This is a genomic window from Sediminibacterium sp. FW305-C-49, from assembly GCF_058231085.1.
In genome coordinates this window covers 1,571,328-1,589,270 of the sequence record NZ_JBIQXS010000001.1, presented here as the reverse complement: position 1 = coordinate 1,589,270, position 17,943 = coordinate 1,571,328, and the positions used below count along the sequence as shown (strand labels likewise).

18 protein-coding genes and 1 tRNA gene are annotated in these 17,943 nt (G+C 41.7%); 6 read left to right on the top strand and 13 right to left on the bottom strand.

Translation table 11 applies throughout. The features are described 5' to 3' along the window. Positions 1-99 precede the first annotated feature (99 nt). Positions 100-2,568 (top strand): TonB-dependent receptor domain-containing protein, encoded by a 2,469-nt coding sequence (locus tag ACH3Z1_RS06730; RefSeq protein ID WP_490821103.1) that lies wholly within the window; start codon positions 100-102, stop codon positions 2,566-2,568. A 120-nt stretch (positions 2,569-2,688) separates the two neighbouring features. Here the strand turns inward: ACH3Z1_RS06730 and ACH3Z1_RS06725 are convergent. After that, a tRNA-Cys gene (locus tag ACH3Z1_RS06725) sits at positions 2,689-2,759 on the bottom strand. A 91-nt stretch (positions 2,760-2,850) separates the two neighbouring features. Between ACH3Z1_RS06725 and ACH3Z1_RS06720 the strand changes: the two genes are divergently transcribed. From ACH3Z1_RS06720 to ACH3Z1_RS06700, 5 genes are all read left to right on the top strand, one after another. Continuing rightward, complete coding sequence (locus ACH3Z1_RS06720; RefSeq protein ID WP_490821102.1) at positions 2,851-4,137, top strand: peroxiredoxin family protein; 1,287 nt, start codon at positions 2,851-2,853, stop codon at positions 4,135-4,137. Positions 4,138-4,401: 264 nt separating this feature from the next. Continuing rightward, positions 4,402-4,710 (top strand): putative quinol monooxygenase, encoded by a 309-nt coding sequence (locus ACH3Z1_RS06715; protein WP_490821101.1) that lies wholly within the window; start codon positions 4,402-4,404, stop codon positions 4,708-4,710. Between the two features lie 104 nt (positions 4,711-4,814). Beyond that, positions 4,815-5,519, top strand: coding sequence for a tRNA (guanosine(46)-N7)-methyltransferase TrmB (gene trmB / locus ACH3Z1_RS06710; protein ID WP_490821100.1), 705 nt, complete (start codon positions 4,815-4,817; stop codon positions 5,517-5,519). After that, a complete protein-coding gene (locus ACH3Z1_RS06705; protein WP_490821099.1) occupies positions 5,500-5,703 on the top strand; it encodes a C1orf53 family protein in 204 nt (67 codons plus the stop codon). Before trmB ends, ACH3Z1_RS06705 begins: the two co-directional genes overlap by 20 nt. A gap of 24 nt (positions 5,704-5,727) precedes the next feature. After that, a complete protein-coding gene (locus tag ACH3Z1_RS06700) occupies positions 5,728-6,114 on the top strand; it encodes an MGMT family protein (RefSeq protein ID WP_490821098.1) in 387 nt (128 codons plus the stop codon). Between the two features lie 67 nt (positions 6,115-6,181). Here the strand turns inward: ACH3Z1_RS06700 and ACH3Z1_RS06695 are convergent, their stop codons facing one another. The 12 genes from ACH3Z1_RS06695 to nrfD all read right to left on the bottom strand — a co-directional run bounded on the left by ACH3Z1_RS06695 (position 6,182) and on the right by nrfD (position 17,865). Beyond that, positions 6,182-6,766 carry a DUF420 domain-containing protein gene (locus ACH3Z1_RS06695; RefSeq protein ID WP_490821097.1) on the bottom strand — a complete coding sequence of 195 codons (585 nt, stop codon included), beginning with the start codon at positions 6,764-6,766 and terminating at the stop codon, positions 6,182-6,184. A gap of 56 nt (positions 6,767-6,822) precedes the next feature. Beyond that, entirely contained in the window at positions 6,823-7,635 is an 813-nt protein-coding gene (locus ACH3Z1_RS06690) for an SCO family protein (protein WP_490821096.1), read from the bottom strand. Positions 7,636-7,708: 73 nt separating this feature from the next. Then, entirely contained in the window at positions 7,709-8,173 is a 465-nt protein-coding gene (locus tag ACH3Z1_RS06685; RefSeq protein WP_490821095.1) for a cytochrome C oxidase subunit IV family protein, read from the bottom strand. 32 nt (positions 8,174-8,205) lie between these two features. Continuing rightward, positions 8,206-8,886 (bottom strand): cytochrome c oxidase subunit 3, encoded by a 681-nt coding sequence (locus tag ACH3Z1_RS06680; RefSeq protein WP_490821094.1) that lies wholly within the window; start codon positions 8,884-8,886, stop codon positions 8,206-8,208. A gap of 77 nt (positions 8,887-8,963) precedes the next feature. Continuing rightward, entirely contained in the window at positions 8,964-9,542 is a 579-nt protein-coding gene (locus ACH3Z1_RS06675) for a cytochrome c oxidase subunit 3 (RefSeq protein ID WP_490821093.1), read from the bottom strand. A 94-nt stretch (positions 9,543-9,636) separates the two neighbouring features. Further along, entirely contained in the window at positions 9,637-10,536 is a 900-nt protein-coding gene (gene cyoE, locus ACH3Z1_RS06670) for a heme o synthase (RefSeq protein ID WP_490821092.1), read from the bottom strand. A 201-nt stretch (positions 10,537-10,737) separates the two neighbouring features. Beyond that, on the bottom strand, positions 10,738-12,558 hold the full coding sequence (locus tag ACH3Z1_RS06665; RefSeq protein WP_490821091.1) for a cytochrome c oxidase subunit I: 1,821 nt from the start codon (positions 12,556-12,558) through the stop codon (positions 10,738-10,740). Positions 12,559-12,621: 63 nt separating this feature from the next. Next, positions 12,622-13,698 carry a cytochrome c oxidase subunit II gene (locus ACH3Z1_RS06660; protein WP_490821090.1) on the bottom strand — a complete coding sequence of 359 codons (1,077 nt, stop codon included), beginning with the start codon at positions 13,696-13,698 and terminating at the stop codon, positions 12,622-12,624. A gap of 130 nt (positions 13,699-13,828) precedes the next feature. Continuing rightward, positions 13,829-15,058, bottom strand: a complete 1,230-nt coding sequence (locus ACH3Z1_RS06655) for a quinol:cytochrome C oxidoreductase (RefSeq protein WP_490821089.1) — start codon at positions 15,056-15,058, stop codon at positions 13,829-13,831. Positions 15,059-15,112: 54 nt separating this feature from the next. Then, on the bottom strand, positions 15,113-15,736 hold the full coding sequence (locus tag ACH3Z1_RS06650; RefSeq protein WP_490821088.1) for a c-type cytochrome: 624 nt from the start codon (positions 15,734-15,736) through the stop codon (positions 15,113-15,115). 18 nt (positions 15,737-15,754) lie between these two features. After that, positions 15,755-16,345, bottom strand: a complete 591-nt coding sequence (locus tag ACH3Z1_RS06645) for a DUF3341 domain-containing protein (protein ID WP_490821087.1) — start codon at positions 16,343-16,345, stop codon at positions 15,755-15,757. A gap of 77 nt (positions 16,346-16,422) precedes the next feature. Further along, positions 16,423-17,865, bottom strand: coding sequence for an NrfD/PsrC family molybdoenzyme membrane anchor subunit (nrfD, locus tag ACH3Z1_RS06640; protein ID WP_490821086.1), 1,443 nt, complete (start codon positions 17,863-17,865; stop codon positions 16,423-16,425). Positions 17,866-17,943 lie beyond the last annotated feature (78 nt).

Here is a 17,943-nt window from a genome sequence, read left to right as displayed (position 1 = left end):
CCTATTCACCCTTTGCACACGCTGATTTTCGCCCCTGTCCTTATTCACATTTTTCTATCGGAGCTATGTCAAATCTTTAGGTTACTAAAACTGAACCCAATGAAAGAAAGATCTATACTCTTTATCTTATTTTTCTGCCTGTGCATGCACAGTTATTCTCAATCCGGTACTGCTGTTGCTGGTACCATACAGGATGAGCAGGGAAAAAATATAGCTTCTGCCACCATTTCCTTATTACAGCAAAAAGATTCCTCACTGGTAAAACTGGCCGTGAGCAATGAAAATGGCCAGTACGAATTTGTAAACATCAAACCCGGCAGGTACCTTTTATCGGTGGTACTCGTAGGGTATGGTAAAAAATGGTCTTCCTCATTTGTTGTGAATACAGAAGCCGTTACCGTTCCGGCTATCTCCCTCCAACCCTCGGCTCGTAATATGAATGAGGTTACTGTTACAGCGCGTAAACCATTTGTAGAAACAAAAATCGACAGAACCGTTATCAATGTAGAAGCTTCGCCTACCAGTGCTGGTTCGAGTGCATTGGAAATACTGGAAAAATCACCAGGTGTGAGTGTAAGTAATGAAGGCAATATAAGTCTGCGTGGTAAAGCTGGTGTTATTGTGATGCTCGATGGTAAACCCACTTATATGTCGGCTAGCGACCTTGCTAACCTGTTACGTAATATGCCTGCGACAGAGCTGGATGTGGTTGAAATTATGACCAACCCTTCAGCCCGCTATGATGCAGCCGGCAATTCGGGCATCATCAATATTAAAACCAAAAAAGGGCGCAGTAATGGTTTCAACGGCACCCTTACACTTGGTGCAACAGCTTCTTTGTTCAAACCTGAAAATGCATTGTATGTAATTCCCAAATCACAGAACAGTTTTAACTTCAATTACAAACACAATAAGATCAATTTCTTTGGCAGTTACCTGCCCAATTTTTTCCGTGGCCGGCAAACCCTTAGCATTGAACGCAATTTTTATGATGCCATGGGTAATAAAGATGGCTCTTCTGATCTGGTTACCCGTTTTCGTTTGGGGAATTTTAATCAGACCCTGCGTTTGGGATTAGATTATCAACCGAATAAGAAAAATATTTTTGGTGTTGTTATGAGTGGCTTTGCTTTTGAAGGACGACCTACCCCTACCAGTTCATCTGTTATCAAAGACAATAACGGCAACATACTATCTACACTTTTATCGAACACTAAAAATATTTCCAGTTTCAAAAATTTTACCGGCAACCTTAACTGGAAACACAATTTCGATTCTACCGGCAAAGAATTAACAACAGATATAGACTATGTAGTGTACAACAATACATCCGATCTGTTGCTGACTACTGATGTGTACAACAGCAATGGTAGTCCCGTTGGATCAAGCATTCTGTTAAACGGACATCTTCCTTCCGCTATCAATATCTGGTCATTCAAATCAGATTATGTACAGCCTTACAAAAACGGTCGTTTTGAAGCGGGCGTAAAGAGTAGTATTGTTGAGAATGATAATGAAGTGAATTACACGCGCCAGTTACCCGACAAAAGCTGGATAGCAGATAATCGTTCCAATCATTTTATTTACCGGGAAAACATCAATGCCATATATGTAAATGCCAATAAGCAATGGGGTAAATGGAGTATTCAAACGGGGTTGCGACTGGAAAATACCATTGCGAAGGGACGCCAGGTTTCAAATGATTCAAGCTTTAAAAGAAATTTCACCAACCTGTTTCCAAGTGTATTTATCAGTTATGCATTTAATAAACAAAACCAGGTTACCGCTTCTTACAGCAGACGTATAACAAGACCTAATTACCAGGACCTGAATCCGTTTACATTCTTTCTCGATTCATTAACCTACAGGGTGGGTAATCCTTACCTGTTACCACAGTTTACACATAATGCAGAGCTGAGTTATGCATTCAAATCGAAATTCATTTTTACACTGGCTGTTAATACCACAAATAATGTGATTTCGCAGATATTGCGACAGAGTTCAACGGATAAGATTACCTATAATACTTCTGAAAACATTGCCAAATTCGACAACGTAAGTCTTTCCATTACTGCACCCGCCAGGTTTAGTGCATGGTGGAATGCCAATTTCTTTGCCACTGTTTTCAATAATCATTATAAAGGGGTTTACAATAACGATCCGATCGATATTTCGTTTACCTCTTTCAACATGAATATTACCAACAGTTTTGTGCTGAGCAAAGCCAAAGGATGGAATGCAGAACTCAGTGGTTTCTACCGCCATAAAACCGTTGACCAACTGGCTGTTTTTAATCCGGTATATTTAATGAGTATCGGATTGCAAAAACAGGTGATGCAGGGAAAGGGCACGCTCCGAATGAATATTCGTGACCCTTTTGCATGGCAAAAATTCAGGGCCACCACAAAATATAGTGATGTTGATGTAAAAACTCTTGCCATACCCGATGCCAGACAGGTTACGGTAACTTTTGCTTATCGCTTTGGAAAAAATACCCCCGGTTCACAACCCCGTCGCAGAACCAGCGGCTCTCAGGAAGAGCAGAGCCGCGTGGGTGGCGGGAACTAAGCTTTTGCTGGTCTCGGATCAATAAAAGCGTACGCATATCTCTTCCAACCCTATAAAAAATCCTCCTGTCAACAGACGGAGGATTTTTTGTTTTACCACACTCGTTCTTGTTATCAACCGACGTCACGGATGGATTCGAACCATCGTAAGAGGTTTTGCAGACCCTGACCTATCCACTCGGCCACGTGACTATTTAGTAGTTCGTTTTTCTTTTAACAAGATTTTTTTCAGGATCAAAGATAGTTATTTATATTTGTCTACCAAATTAGTAGACTTTATTGTATGAAAAAGATTATAGCTGGCATTGTAGGTTTCTTTGTATTGATGGTAGTGGTTCCCGGAATAAGCTTTGCAACAGTTACACCGCTTTATTATCCTGTTGGCAATAAAGACACTGCTGCTGTGAATAAATTATATCCTGAAATTATTACAGGTAAATGGCGGGGTGTTTTTAGTATTCGACCGGGAGTCGATATTCCTTTTCATTTTGAGGTAGAGCCTGGTGGAGCTGTTTATTTATTAAACGGAGAAGAAAAATTTCCTGCAGGTAGTTTCAAAATAACTGATGATTCACTGTTTATCCCTTTCCCGCTATTTGAAAATGAACTGGCATTGAGTTATGAGGGCAATCTCTTAAAAGGTGTTTTACGAAAACAGAACTTAAAAGGTAACACAACACCGGTTAAAGCAGAAAAAGGTATCACAGATCGTTTCTATGAAACAGGATCCTCTCCAGTAAAAGATATCAGCGGTAAGTATGATGTAGTGTTTGGCAGTGAAGAAACTAAAAAAGAAAAAGCTGTAGGCATTTTTCAGCAGAAAGGAAATAGGGTTACAGCTACTTTTCTGCGGATCACAGGTGATTCCCGTTTCCTGGAGGGAACTATTGAAGACAACCAGGTACAACTGTCTTCCTTTATTGGCTCTTCTCCTTCCTATTATAAAGCAACCATTCAGGCTGATGGCAGTTTAAAAGGAGAGAATGTAAATGCAAGAGCTGCGGTTCCATTTCTGGCTTCGCTGAATCCTGACGCAGCTTTACCAGATGCATATTCGCTTACCAAACTCAAAGAAACAGGCTCCAGTTTCAGTTTTAGTTTCCCCGATGCCGATGGTAAAATGATCAACACCACAGATAGCAGGTTTATTGGTAAACCATTAATTGTAACCATTGGTGGAACATGGTGCCCCAATTGTATGGATGAAGCCAACTTCCTGGGACCCTGGTACGAAAAGAACAAAGACCGTGGCATAGAAGTCATTGCATTGCAATATGAAAGACAAACCGATGCCCCATATATCAAAAAAACATTTGATCGATTTAAAAAACAATATGGATTGAAATATACACTTCTGGTAGGTGGTACCGCCGACAAAGAGGTTGTAACAGCATCATTACCTGCTTTGCAGAATTTTATCTCATTCCCTACAACCATTTTTATTGATAGGAATGGCAAAGTGTCAAAAATTCATACCGGATTTTCAGGTCCTGCAACCGGTGAACATTATGATGCATTCATTAAAAATTTCAATGCAGAAGTTGACCGCTTACTGGCGGCTTCCAAATAAATACATAGGAATTTGAGTGATATAAATAATCCTAATACATCTAAAGGCCCTGCACCTGAAGCGGGGTCTTTTCTGTACTAACCAAGCCTGTTCAGCTTTTTTATTGAGAAGCCTGCAATTTGACCTGATTCACTAAAAGGGTGATAATCATCAATTTACGCGTTCGTCATGACTAGTATTTTCCCCTTTTTATAGAATTTTTCACAATCCAGGGTCTACATGGCCTTATTCTTGCGTGTCTGTATATAAGCTAAACATTTTACCATGCATCACTACACTCTACAGACACGCTTTGTTAGCCAGGAATCGGAAGGCAATAAATTATTAAATGTGCTCACCAACATTTACAATAAGATTGCCTACGCGCATGGCTGTCATCTTTACCTGATTAACCAGGATACGGAGAATACCAATCATATTTTAGTTACCGAATTATGGGATTCGCCCGAAAGTCATGCCATATCCCAAACACTCGATGGCTGTAAAGAACTAATGTCGCAAGCCACCCCGCTATTGGCCACTGAACCGGAAACAAAAGTGTTGAAAGCGGTTGCGGGAAAAGGGTTGTTGTAATAACCAACAGAGAAATGTCGAATATCCAATGTTGAAATAAGTTTCCTCTCGACATTGGATATTCGACATTTCTCTGTTTCTCTGTTTCTTATCTTTGCCCTCAGATGGGACAGAAAAAATTAATACGGTTTGAGGCCATTAGAGGATTCGACAATGTGCTGGAATATCCTGAAAACATGCAGGGCAAATGGAAGGATTTTTTTAAAAATGAAAATCCGTTAACGCTTGAGCTGGCCTGTGGTAAAGGAGAATATGCGGTAGGTCTCGGACGCATGTACAGTAACCGTAATTTTATTGGAATTGATATCAAAGGCAACAGGATATGGCGTGGGGCCAAAACAGCTTTGGATGAAGGTTTAACCCATGTGGCTTTTATACGGTCGCATATGGATAAAATCACCAACTATTTTGCCCCTGGAGAGGTATCAGAAATATGGATCACTTTCCCCGATCCGCAACTACGAATTTCCCGCGCTAAGAAAAGACTTACACATCCAAAATTTCTTCGTCTCTACCAACAGATTCTCTCAAAAGACGGACTGGTACATTTAAAAACCGACAGTCCCGATCTGTATCATTTTACATTACAGGTAATCGAACTTTACGGATTGGAGCTTGTTGAACAATCAGATAATATACATTTACAGGCATCTATTAAACCTGAATTGCTCATTAAAACACATTATGAGGGATTGGATATTGCACAAAGTAACCGCATCCATTATCTCTGTTTCAGACTAAACAAAAATTTGCCGGTTGAAACCGATGAAATTCTTAAACAAAGCCTCCGTGAACCATCCATTGATTGAGGGCAAAGATTTTTATTATGACGAGCATGGCTATGTGGTGTTTACAGAAGCTTACCATATTGCCAAAGGGTATTGCTGTGGACATGGCTGCCGGCATTGTCCATTCGATTATGAATCTGTTCCTGAGCCCCGCAGGTCGGAGTTGGTTGAAAAGAAACAAAAAGCTGCCGCAGCAAAATCGTAAATTGCCTGTATAAAATTTTTACAGGTGCCTCCCAAAAAAATCACAGAAAAACCACGCACTGTTTTACCCGGTGGTGGCAAAGATATTTCTTTTTTTGAACAGGTATATGATGTGGTACGACTGATACCAAAAGGACGTGTTAGTTCTTATGGTGCCATTGCTGCATATCTCGGTACAAAAATGAGTGCACGCATGGTAGGCTGGGCCATGAATGGGTCTTTTCATGTAAAACCAAAAGTACCTGCACATCGCGTGGTGAACAGAAACGGCATGCTCAGCGGCAAAGCACATTTTGCCACACCTACCATGATGGAGGAATTACTCGCTAAAGAAAAAATAAAAGTAAAGGATGACCAGGTGGTAGACTTCGATAAAAAATTCTGGGACCCCGGAGAGAATTTGGAAATTTGAAAATGTGCTAATTTGGAAATAAAAGGGGAATTAAATTTTTAAATTTGCACATTTTCAAATTTTCAAATTAACTATAATAAGGGCTGATCATGAGATACACAATCGGGCCTGTTACAGCCACATAAAACCATAATGGCCAGGTTATTTTGGCAATTTTCCGGTGTTGTGCATATTCGCCGGTAAGTCCACGATAAGCAGTAAATAAAATAAAAGGCAAGATGATGGCTGCCAGAAAGATATGGGTAATGAGGATAATGAAATACACTATTCTTATTCCACCTGCAGCAAGCTTTTCTGCTTCGGTTACTATTCCATCATAGTCTGTGTCACCAAACTTTGCTTCTCCGGCCAGTAAATGATGAAGAATATAGGACACAAGAAACGCAACTGATAACAATAGCGCTGCCATCATAATGCGTTTATGCTGTCTGTATTTTTTTTGTTTTACCGCTACCAATGCCGCAACGAGCAACACGGCTATCACTGCATTAATAACTGCATTGATCTTTGCGAAAATATGTACATCAAAATTCAGGTCTATATCGAGTTTTATTTTCCCGAGTGCTACCACTGCGGTGAATACCACTACTGAAAAAATACCGATGAGCCAACGGGCCTGTTTGTCGTTTTTGGGGAGTGAGGGTTCGAGCATGTTTATTATCATTTATTGCCACTGAAAACACAGAAGTTCACAGAAAAGTTGATATACTATCCATTTATTTTTCTTCGCTTACGCATGTATAATACAAAGAAGATAACAAGCATAACGATGATAAGCCATAACCAGCTCAGATCAATGATCTGCATGAATACCGTGCTTTTCTTCTTTTCATCTTTCTCCAGCATCAGTAAGCCAATATCGCGGGCGAGTTTTGACAATGAGGAAGAATCGAGACCATTGTAATATCCTCTTACATAACGATCCTTGTCAAGTAATACAAAGCGGGTTGTATGCACAAAATCGGGACTCATGGGTTCTTCGCTGAACTTGTCTACTTTCAACTCTTCAAACGCAAAGCGGTAGATAGAATCTTTGTTACCCGTAAGCATCCACCAGTTGTCATGGTTTACACCGAAGCGATCTGCATAATCTTTAATGATATTCACAGAGTCATGTTCCGGATCAACAGTAAAAGAAACAAACTGTACAATGGATGTGTCGACCTTCTTTCTGATATCACCTCCTTTCAGAAATGACTGCTGAAGTTTCGCCATATTGCGTGTTAGTCCGGGACATATACTTCTGCAACTGGTAAAGAAGAAATCGACAACCATGATTTTCCCCTGTTTATCATAGAGGCTCACGGTGTCTCCCAACTGGTTCTGTAAGGTAATATTGGCTGTTTTGTGCCATATACTGTCTGTTACCATTTTACCTTTCTCTACCCGTGTAACTACGGTATCGAGCAGGTATTTGCGTGGCATATCTACTGCATGTTCGCTGGAAAATTTGAGTACGAGGTAGCAAAACACCGGAATGAATACGGCCACCATTAAACCCAGTATCGCTTTCTTATTCATATTCGGAGAGTATAAAAAAACCATCGCCACATAAGCGATGGTTTCCGGTTAATATGTTAAACAGTACTTATAATTAGTGTTTGTTCTCCACCGCTTCTTTGGTCTCATGTGTTGTATCGGTATGCGTACCGGTAGCAGCACCATGCGCACCATGTTCTTTCTTCTCTACCTTAATAGTGCTCTGCTCCTTGAAATAAGGATCGTAGGTATTACGCAGGTTTCTGAATGAGTTACCATCTGCAAGGAAAGCAATGATGAACCAGATGAATAATGCCAATGGCACTACGATGGTCATGATAAGGTTTTTGATTTCATGTTTCAGGTGCATGAAATAACCTACAATGTAAAATGCTTTTGCCAGCATCAGAATAATGATGGCTCCTTTGATGGCAAGACGTAAACCTTCGCTTTCCATACCAATCATCCAGAAACCGAGTACCAGTTCTATGATGGTTAATACAGAGAGGATGATGGTTACTTTTTTGATTTCGCTGGTACCACCGCCGTGTGTTTCTTCGTGACCTACTGTATGTGACATATCAATATCTTAATTAAATGAATGAATGTTGATTAAACCAGGTAAAAACAGGTGAATACAAATACCCATACCAGATCTACAAAGTGCCAGTATAACCCAGCTTTTTCGATCATCAGGTAATGTCCGCGCTGTTCAAACTTATCCATCAGTGTCATGATCAGCATCACTATATTGATGATTACACCAGAGAATACGTGGAAACCATGGAAACCTGTGATGGTAAAGAAGTAATTGGTAAAGTTGGTTGATGAAGCGGTTCCGTCAGCATTCAGGAAAGGGTTACTACCCCACCATGCACCTTCATGGTGTAAGTGGTTCCACTCCCATGCCTGGCAACCCAGGAAGGCAATACCGCCGATAATGGTCCAGACCAGGTTTTTAACCACTCCTTTCTTATCCATGTTATGTCCGGCATGTACGGCCAGTACCATGGTTACAGAACTGATGATGAGGATGAACGTCATGATACTAACGAAAACCAGTGGTGCATTCATTCCTTCGGGTGCAAAAGGGAAGCTTTTAAAAACTTCGTTAGGGTCAGGCCATCCATTGGTTGAAAAACGGATGGTACCGTATGAGATCAGGAATGCACCAAATGTGAAGGCATCACTCATGAGGAAGTACCACATCATTAATTTGCCGTACTCTACATTGAAGGGACTCTTTCCGCCACCCCACAATTTGGTTGTTGTTGCAGTTGTTGTCGTTGCCATGATCGTTCTAAAAATTTCGTTACAAAAATATTGGCTGTTGTTCAAAAAAGCAGCATAAAACCTAACTTTTTCTTCAACTATCCGATCCAGTTATAAAAGATGAAAAGATAAATCCAGAGCACATCTACAAAGTGCCAGTATGTGCCCACTACTTCTACCGGAACACTGCTGTATGTCTTTGTTTTGCTGCTGTATGCACGTATAAACATCACCAGCAATGCGATTACACCTCCAAGAACGTGCAACATATGTAAGCCCGTAATAACGAGCAGGAATGATGCTGCTGAATTGCTTTTGGGGCCCACCAGTGCAATATTGTTGGCTTCCAGGTTTACAAAACCAAGGTATTGCAGTACAATGAACAGTACGCCCAATGCCGCTGTAAGCGTAATAAGACTACGGTAACGCCCCATCTCTCTGGCTTTGAAAGCTTTTGCAGACAGATGCATGGTTACACTACTGATCAGTATTACTACAGTAGAATACCAGAATACCATTGGCAGGTCAAATTCCAGCCAGCTACTCTGGTTCTTTTTCACAATATAAGCACTCGTTAATCCAGCGAATGCCATCACAATACTTCCCATCGCCACCCACATGGTAAACTTGTGGGGGTGAATGCGTTTGGGTTCATTGGTCTGCACACTTGTCATCATCGCATTTTATTTAGTGAGTAGTGAATAGTTAGTAGTGAGTAAAACTGCACACTGCCATCACCAATCATCATTTTCAAATTCACAAATTTCCAAATTACCTGATCTTATCTGCCAGTAATGCAAGCAACACGATCGGTAAATAGATATAGCTGCTGAACATTACCCTTCTTGCTGCTTTTACATCCATATCGCGGTATAAACGCAGGCTTTGTATCACCATGGCAATATTGGCCGCGATCAGTATCCACATACTTGTTTCTCCAGTCAGTCCAAAATAATACGGCAATATGCCTACCGGTATCATCAGCACAGAGTACATCACTGCCTGCAATGCGGTGAATTTTGTTGGTCCAAGATCCGATGGCAGCAGTTTAAATCCTGCTTTGCTGTAATCGCTGTGTGCCACCCAGGCAATGGCCCAGAAATGTGGGAACTGCCAGAGAAACTGTATACCAAACAATATCCAGCCGCCTGCACTGAAATCATCATTACCTGCCACCCAGCCAATTAAACAAGGCAATGCCCCCGGAAATGCACCTACCAATACAGCGATTGAATTGATTTTTTTCAACGGTGTATAGATATATGCATAGAGAAACAAACTGAAGGCCGATAACAATGCCGATGAGAGGTTAAAGAAATACCACATCATGATTACACCCAGTAAGCCTGCAATCAAAGCAAACAGATAGGCTTCCTGTTGTTTCATCCTGCCATTGGCCACCGGTCTTTTACCGGTGCGTTTCATCATGGCATCGGTATCTTTTTCAACCGCCTGGTTAATGGCATTGGCACTTCCTGTTACCAACATACCCGCAATAAAAAGAACTACAATCATCCCCAGGTCATACTCCACCACTTTGGGTGCCAGCAGATAACAAACCACACATGAAAAAACCACTGTAAAACTCAACGTGAATTTGATGAGTTGAAAATAGTCTTTCACTTTGGCTGCTACCGAATACGATGCGGAATCCTTTGTATCTGCTGTCATGTAATCTTATTAGTCTTCACAATATCCAACCCCCAACGCAGGAATAAATACCCTTCTTTTTCCGTGTTTCTTATTCCCTATTCCTTATTTCTTATTCTTCCCAGCTTTCCAAGTCTAAAAACAATGCTCCCGATCTGTTCGGGAGCATTGACATTATTCAAATCCTGTAACTGTTACCAGTTGTACAGGATAGTTAATCAATTAATGATGATCACTTTCATCTGCTCCCACCGGTGTTGTTTGCGGAATAAATTCCTTACCATCTTTACCGTAGTCATATGCCCAACGGTATACTTCCGGAATTTCACCTACCCAGTTACCATGACCAGGATGAATAGGTGTAGTCCACTCCAGTGTGGTAGAACCCCATGGATTCAGAGTAGTTACTTTTCTTCCTTTGAAAATAGAATAGAAGAAGTTAAACAGGAACAGGAACTGTACCGCAAATACAATCATGGCTACTGTACTGATAAACCTGTTCAGTTCAACAAACTGTTTGAAGCTTTCCCAGATGCTGTAATCATAATAACGACGTGGCATACCGGCTAACCCTTCATAGTGCATAGGCCAGAAAATGAGGTAAGCTCCTGCCAGGGTTACCCAGAAGTGGATATAACCCAGTGTATTATTCAGGTAACGACCATACATTTTAGGATACCAGTGGTACACACCTGCGAACATACCGAACATAGATGCCACACCCATTACAATATGGAAGTGTGCAATAACGAAATAAGTATCGTGCAGGTGAATATCCAGTGCTGAGTTACCCAGCCAGATACCTGTTAAACCACCTGATATAAATAAACTCACAAATCCAATGGCGAACATCATACCCGGTGTAAACCTGATATTACCTCTCCATAAAGTGGTTAACCAGTTAAATACTTTGATGGCTGATGGAACGGCGATCAACAAGGTAAGCAACACGAAAATGGAACCAAGGAATGGATTCAATCCGGTTACGAACATATGGTGCGCCCATACCAGGAAGGCAAGAATAGCGATCGCGAACAATGAACCAATCATGGCCATGTAACCGAAAATTGGTTTACGTGAGTTCACGGATAATATCTCCGATGCCATACCCATGGCAGGCAGCAGAATGATGTATACTTCAGGGTGTCCTAAGAACCAGAACAAGTGCTGGTAAAGGATGGCACTACCGCCTTCATTAGGCAATGCACCTACTCCATTGATAAAAATATCTGACAGGTAGAAACTTGTTCCGAAGTTTCTGTCGAAGATTAAAAGAATAAAACCGGAAAACAATACAGGGAATGATAATACACCCAATACCGCTGTAAAGAACAATGCCCAGATGGTTAATGGCAAACGGGTCATGCTCATTCCCTTGGTACGCATGTTCAGGATGGTAGCAATATAGTTCAGACCACCTAACAATGACGACACCACAAAGAGGGCCATTGAAATAAGCCATAAATCCATACCTGTTTTCGACCCGGGTGAAGCATCACCCAATGCACTTAAAGGAGGATAAGCTGTCCAGCCACCACTGAAGGGGCCAGTTTCCACAAACATAGATGACAGCATTACAATACTGGCTGCAAAGAAGAACCAGTAACTCAGCATATTCATAAAAGGAGATGCCATATCACGTGCACCTACCTGTAATGGAATGAGGAAGTTGGCGAAAGTACCGCTCAAACCTGCTGTTAATACAAAGAATACGAGTACGGTACCGTGTGTGGTAACCAATGCATAATAAGCGTCGGGTGTTATACGACCACCTTTGGCCCATTTACCCAGTATGTCTTCCAGCCATGGGAAGGTTGCATCCGGATAACCGAGTTGTAAACGGAACAGTACGCTCATCAAACCACCCAATATGGCCCAAACCATACCTGTGATCAGGAACTGTTTCGCGATCATTTTATGATCCTGGCTAAACACATACTTGCTGATGAAGGTCTCATGATGGTGATGCTCATGATGATGATCGCCATGTCCTTCGTGAGAGGCCACTGCTTCATGTGCATGCACTACTGCTTCGTTACTCATAATCTTCTTTTATAAATTTCTATCAATGATAACAACCGTTTCGTATTCCGGTTGCACAATGTTTTACAATTTGGCTACTGTTTTCTTTGCTGCTTCAACAGGTTTAACAGCAGCTGTTTTAGCGGTATCGGCTACAGTTTTCGGCGCTGATGGATCCTTCTCAGGAAACTGCTGAACATAATAAGGTTTCTGTTTCACCATCCATGCATCGTATTCTTCCTGCTCTACTACTTCAATCACACCTTTCATAGAATAGTGACCATTACCACACATCTGGTCGCAACTGATCTCATACTGGAAATCAGGATTGTTGGTCATTTCCTTCATCTCTTTGGTGGTATACTTAGGCGTAAACCACATGGTTGTTGGAATGCCGGGTACCGCATCCATTTTCATACGGAAATGAGACAGACCTACATCATGAATAACGTCTCTTGAGCCAATAATCAATTTAACGGGTTTCCCTTTTACGAGGTACATGGTTTGTTCCATCACCAGGTCATCATGAGACAGTTTATCTTCCCAGATCAGACCCAGACTATTGGTAGCATTATCAATGTTCTTGTAATATTTCTTACCGAAAGAGCCATCTTTTCCCGGGTAACGGTAAATCCATCCGAATTGTTTACCTGTTACTTCCACTACCATTGCATTTTTGGGAGCTTCACCTGTAAACAGGAACCAGTTACGTAAACCGATCACTACCAATACGGTTAATGTAAGTGCCGGAATAACGGTCCATACAATTTCCAGTGTGTTGTTATGTGGGAAGTAAAATACTTTACGTTTATCGCTTTCCTGGTATTTGTAAGCAAACCAGAAAAGGATGATCTGTGTAATCACAAATACAATACCGGTTACTGCCAGTGTAACCCATAACATGGAGTCAACACGCGCACCTTCCACACTGGCTGCATCCTGCACCAGCAGTGTTTTTCCATAATACAGTTCATTACAATACCATACGCCGATAAGACCCAGTACCAGGAATCCAATCATCAGGAAACCATTGATCTTATTGTTTTGCTTACGGCTTACTTCTTCTCCTTTCAGTACCGATACATATTCACTCGCCTTGGCGATTTGAAATATCACTACAAAAATCAGTACAATTACGGCTATGGTTAAAAACATTGTCATAATGCTATCAGTATTTAATCAATTTGAAAATGTGCTAATTTGAAAATTTGAAAATGATAATCAGCTATCATTCTCTTATTTTTCAAAGGCACAACATTTCCAAATTTCCAAATTTTCAAATTTTCAAATTCTATACCTGGTGAATCACGCTCTCTTTCAGGAAAGGATGATATTTCGGCACCAGTGGTTTTTTTGTCAAAGCTTTACCTACACCCAGGATCATCATACCCACAAATAAACTCAGGATACCAAAGTCGAACCAACCCAGGGTTACATGTTCTTTCGACAGGCTACCCATCACCATCTGGTAGAAATCAATCCAGTGACCAAAGATGATTAATACTGCCATAAAAGTGATCAATGTGTAATTTCTTTTAGCTGAACGCTTCATCAGGATCAACAAAGGACATAAGAAATTGATGATCAGGTTCAGGAAGAAAATGCCTTTATATGGCCCCTGTACCCTGTGTTTGAAGTATACGGTTTCTTCCGGAATATTGGCGTACCAGATCAGCATGTACTGTGAGAACCATAGATAGGTCCAGAAGATAGAGAACGCAAACATGAACTTACCAATATCGTGCAGGTGTTCCTGTGAAGTAAGTTCCAGGTAACCTTTATTTTTCAGGTAAATTACCCATAACGCGACGAGCGACATACCAGAAACAAATGAACTTGCAAATGTGTACCAGCTATACATGGTAGAATACCAGTGTGCATCGATACTCATCATCCATAACCATGGAATGGTAGAACCTACGGTTAAGGCAAACCATACTACGAAGAGAGCAGCGCGGATGGTATTTCTCCAGATAAAACTTGCACCTTTCTCCGCATCCATGGGAGCTTCATCTGCTTCGCTGCTCAGTTGACGCATTCTCCAGCCCAACAAACTCCACAAACCAATGGTGAGGGTTGTCCAGATGATAAAGAATACAGGATTAAGGAAACCAGCTTTCCCTTTCAGGATAGGATCATTGGCCACTGCTTCACTGTCTAACCAATGGTAGATATGGTGTTTATGACCAAGTACAACATAAATCAATACTGCAAATGTAATGGCACCGAAGATGGGTACCATGGTTGATATAGCTTCAGGAATACGACGGAACGACTGCTGCCATCCGCCCATCGCCATGGTGGTAACGCAGATAAAGAACATGCTGGCATTACAAATCAGGGTCCAGAAAATGGTATTATACATCAGTGTACCCCAGAACTGAGTCTGCTCATGTTCATCGGCGCTGAAACCTTTGATGACCAGACCTGCGATCAGTGCCACCAATCCTACTCCAATCAAGGCATAGGACCATGTTTTCATTTTGCCGGGTATCTCAAATTGCGTTTTGATAGATGCCATTTTTATTCTTTTAATCTCTCCGGATTAACATCCGGAGCTAGGATTTAATACTATTTATTTTGTTGCTGCAGGAGCAGATGTAGCCGCTGCTTTTGCTTCTTTTTGTTTGTTCTTGATGTATTTAATTACCATCCAGCGTTGCTGACGGCTTAACTGAGAGGCATAAGAACCCATCATGTTTTTACCATACGCCACTGAATAAAACATTTGTCCATCAGGCATTGATTCATATTTGGCATCGCCAACCAATGTAGCAGGTTTTGCTGCATAAGGACCGTCGCCACCTTTATACAATGGGCCATTACCATCCAGTTTATTACCATGACAGATACCGCAATTGATCTGATACAAACGTTCAGCTTCTTTGGTTTCTGTTTCACTCATAGAATCAACCGGGTTAGGCACCTGACGTGATGCATAATAATTGGTGGTATCACCCGGTGCATCTTTGGCAATATGAAAAGGCATTTCAGCACCTCTTGGCATGGTTCCTTCAACAGGCATTGCTGTATAATGGATTCCTTTCTCTGCCAGATTGCTATGATCTGCATAAGTTTCATACGCGCGGCTGTATGCCATATCGGGCATATAAATAGTACCCGGTGTACGCTTTACATCGCTACAGGCTACAATCGTTGTAGCAGTGGCAGCAACAGCTATGATCAGTAATTTCTTCATCTTCTTAGTATTCAAAAATTAAGCAGCAACGATTTCTTTGTTTTCAAACATCATTTCTTCTTTGTCGTAACGACCTAACCACCAGCCTTCTTCCGCCACCTGAACATCTGTTTCAACAGCACCATTGCTACTCAGGAATGCTTTCAGGTCATCTACATTGGTCTTATCAGTACATTCAATTACCATCACAAACAGGTCATCTGTTGCGCGGGCATGGAAATGGTGTTTTTTTACAAAAGGAGCGAGCTGGCAGAGATAACAGAATGTAAGCACCATACCTACGGCGGCAAACAATACCGTTAACTCGAATATGATGGGTACCCAGGCTGGTAAAGCAAAATGTGGTTTACCACCAATATTCAGCGGCCAGTCGAGTGTAAAAATCCAACTGATGCAACTCAGGGCTGTAGTGGTACCGGTGATACCATAGATAAAACCTGCAGTATGCAAACTGGTTTCTCTCATTCCCAGTGCATGATCAAGTCCGTGTACCGCAAATGGTGTGTACACATCATGAATCTTGTAACCCGACGTGCGAACTTTCTTCACCGCAGGAAACAATACTGCTTCATCATCAAAACAGCCTACTACGAATTTCTTTTTTGCCATACCCCTTGATCCCCTAAAGGGGAAATTTTGGTTTACAATTATTTTACTACCCTACACCCCCTTGAGGGGGTTGGGGGCTAGTGGTGCGCCTGATCGTGAACAAAATCTTCGAGCTTCTGCTCTTCAATATTGCCCATTTTGTTTTTATATCCTTCACCAGTTGTTTTCAGTACATACTTAATCTCTGCTATCGCAATTACAGGGAAGTATTTTGCGAAGAGGAAGAAGCAGGTAAAGAATAAACCGAATGTTCCTGCATAGAAACCAATTTCCCAGATGGTAGGACTGTAATACACAGACCAGCTTGATGGGAGGTAATCGCGATACAATGAAGTAACGATGATTACAAAACGCTCGAACCACATACCAATGTTCACGATGATACTCATGAAGAAAGTAACAAACAGGTTTCTTCTCATTTTACGGAACCAGAAAATCTGTGGACTCAACACGTTACAGGCCATCATACCCCAGTAGCTCCAGCCATAAGGACTGAACAGGTAAGCACGGCTGTACCAGAAGGTATATCCTTCATATTTGTTCTGGCTGTACCATCCCATGAATAACTCCGTGAGATAGGCCACACCTACTATAGAACCTGTTAATACAATTACTTTATTCATCGCCTCAATGTGACCAATCGTAACATAGTCTTCCATCTGGAATACCTTACGTACGATTACCATCAGTGTTTGTACCATCGCAAAACCGGAGAAGATGGCACCCGCAACGAAGTATGGCGGGAAGATGGTCGTATGCCATCCGGGAATAACTGATGTGGCGAAGTCGAATGATACAATCGTGTGTACCGAAAGTACCAGTGGTGTACTCAAACCGGCCAGTACCAGCGAAAGACTCTCATGACGCTGCCAGTGTTTGGTAGAACCAGTCCAGCCGAAAGATGCAATACCATATAAACGCTTACGTAACTTGGTAAAAGCACGGTCACGAACGGTTGCAAAGTCAGGAATCAGACCAGAGTACCAGAATAAAAGAGATACGGTAAAATAAGTTGAGATCGCAAATACGTCCCACAACAGTGGTGAGTTAAAGTTTACCCATAAAGGACCACGTGTGTTAGGATAAGGAAGTACGAAGAAAGCCATCCAAACACGACCCATGTGGAAGATGGGGAACTGACCCGCACACATTACCGCAAAGATGGTCATGGCTTCAGCAGCACGGTTCACCCCTGTTCTCCATCCCTGACGGAACAGCAACAGGATCGCAGAAATCAGGGTACCTGCGTGACCAATACCTACCCACCATACGAAGTTGGTGATATCCCAACCCCAGCCGATGGTTTTGTTCAGGTTCCACTGTCCAATACCATAAGTAACCTCACGGTACACACTATACACACCAAACAACAATAGGGCAACAGAAATATAGAAGCCGATATACCACAATTTGGTCGGCTTGGCTTCAATTGGCCTTACGATGTCTTCGGTTACCTGGTGGTAATTTTTGTCACCGTACACCAACGGTTCCCTGAGCTGTGATTCGTACTTTAAATGCATCTGGTCTTTTTTTGGTCCATGGGCCAGGGTTAGTGGCTCATGCGTTTATTGTAACTTTTGTCAATGGTGAGTGGTGAA

What these genes read in the sequence shown, in the direction of transcription:
- ACH3Z1_RS06730 (WP_490821103.1), top strand. Translation starts at nt 100, where the DNA reads ATGAAAGAAAGATCTATACTCTTTATCTTATTTTTCTGCCTGTGCATG.
- ACH3Z1_RS06720 (WP_490821102.1), top strand. Translation starts at nt 2,851, where the DNA reads ATGAAAAAGATTATAGCTGGCATTGTAGGTTTCTTTGTATTGATGGTA.
- ACH3Z1_RS06715 (WP_490821101.1), top strand. Translation starts at nt 4,402, where the DNA reads ATGCATCACTACACTCTACAGACACGCTTTGTTAGCCAGGAATCGGAA.
- trmB (WP_490821100.1), top strand. Translation starts at nt 4,815, where the DNA reads ATGGGACAGAAAAAATTAATACGGTTTGAGGCCATTAGAGGATTCGAC.
- ACH3Z1_RS06695 (WP_490821097.1), bottom strand. Translation starts at nt 6,766, where the DNA reads ATGCTCGAACCCTCACTCCCCAAAAACGACAAACAGGCCCGTTGGCTC.
- ACH3Z1_RS06690 (WP_490821096.1), bottom strand. Translation starts at nt 7,635, where the DNA reads ATGAATAAGAAAGCGATACTGGGTTTAATGGTGGCCGTATTCATTCCG.
- ACH3Z1_RS06685 (WP_490821095.1), bottom strand. Translation starts at nt 8,173, where the DNA reads ATGTCACATACAGTAGGTCACGAAGAAACACACGGCGGTGGTACCAGC.
- ACH3Z1_RS06680 (WP_490821094.1), bottom strand. Translation starts at nt 8,886, where the DNA reads ATGGCAACGACAACAACTGCAACAACAACCAAATTGTGGGGTGGCGGA.
- ACH3Z1_RS06675 (WP_490821093.1), bottom strand. Translation starts at nt 9,542, where the DNA reads ATGATGACAAGTGTGCAGACCAATGAACCCAAACGCATTCACCCCCAC.
- cyoE (WP_490821092.1), bottom strand. Translation starts at nt 10,536, where the DNA reads ATGACAGCAGATACAAAGGATTCCGCATCGTATTCGGTAGCAGCCAAA.
- ACH3Z1_RS06665 (WP_490821091.1), bottom strand. Translation starts at nt 12,558, where the DNA reads ATGAGTAACGAAGCAGTAGTGCATGCACATGAAGCAGTGGCCTCTCAC.
- ACH3Z1_RS06660 (WP_490821090.1), bottom strand. Translation starts at nt 13,698, where the DNA reads ATGACAATGTTTTTAACCATAGCCGTAATTGTACTGATTTTTGTAGTG.
- ACH3Z1_RS06655 (WP_490821089.1), bottom strand. Translation starts at nt 15,058, where the DNA reads ATGGCATCTATCAAAACGCAATTTGAGATACCCGGCAAAATGAAAACA.
- ACH3Z1_RS06650 (WP_490821088.1), bottom strand. Translation starts at nt 15,736, where the DNA reads ATGAAGAAATTACTGATCATAGCTGTTGCTGCCACTGCTACAACGATT.
- ACH3Z1_RS06645 (WP_490821087.1), bottom strand. Translation starts at nt 16,345, where the DNA reads ATGGCAAAAAAGAAATTCGTAGTAGGCTGTTTTGATGATGAAGCAGTA.
- nrfD (WP_490821086.1), bottom strand. Translation starts at nt 17,865, where the DNA reads ATGCATTTAAAGTACGAATCACAGCTCAGGGAACCGTTGGTGTACGGT.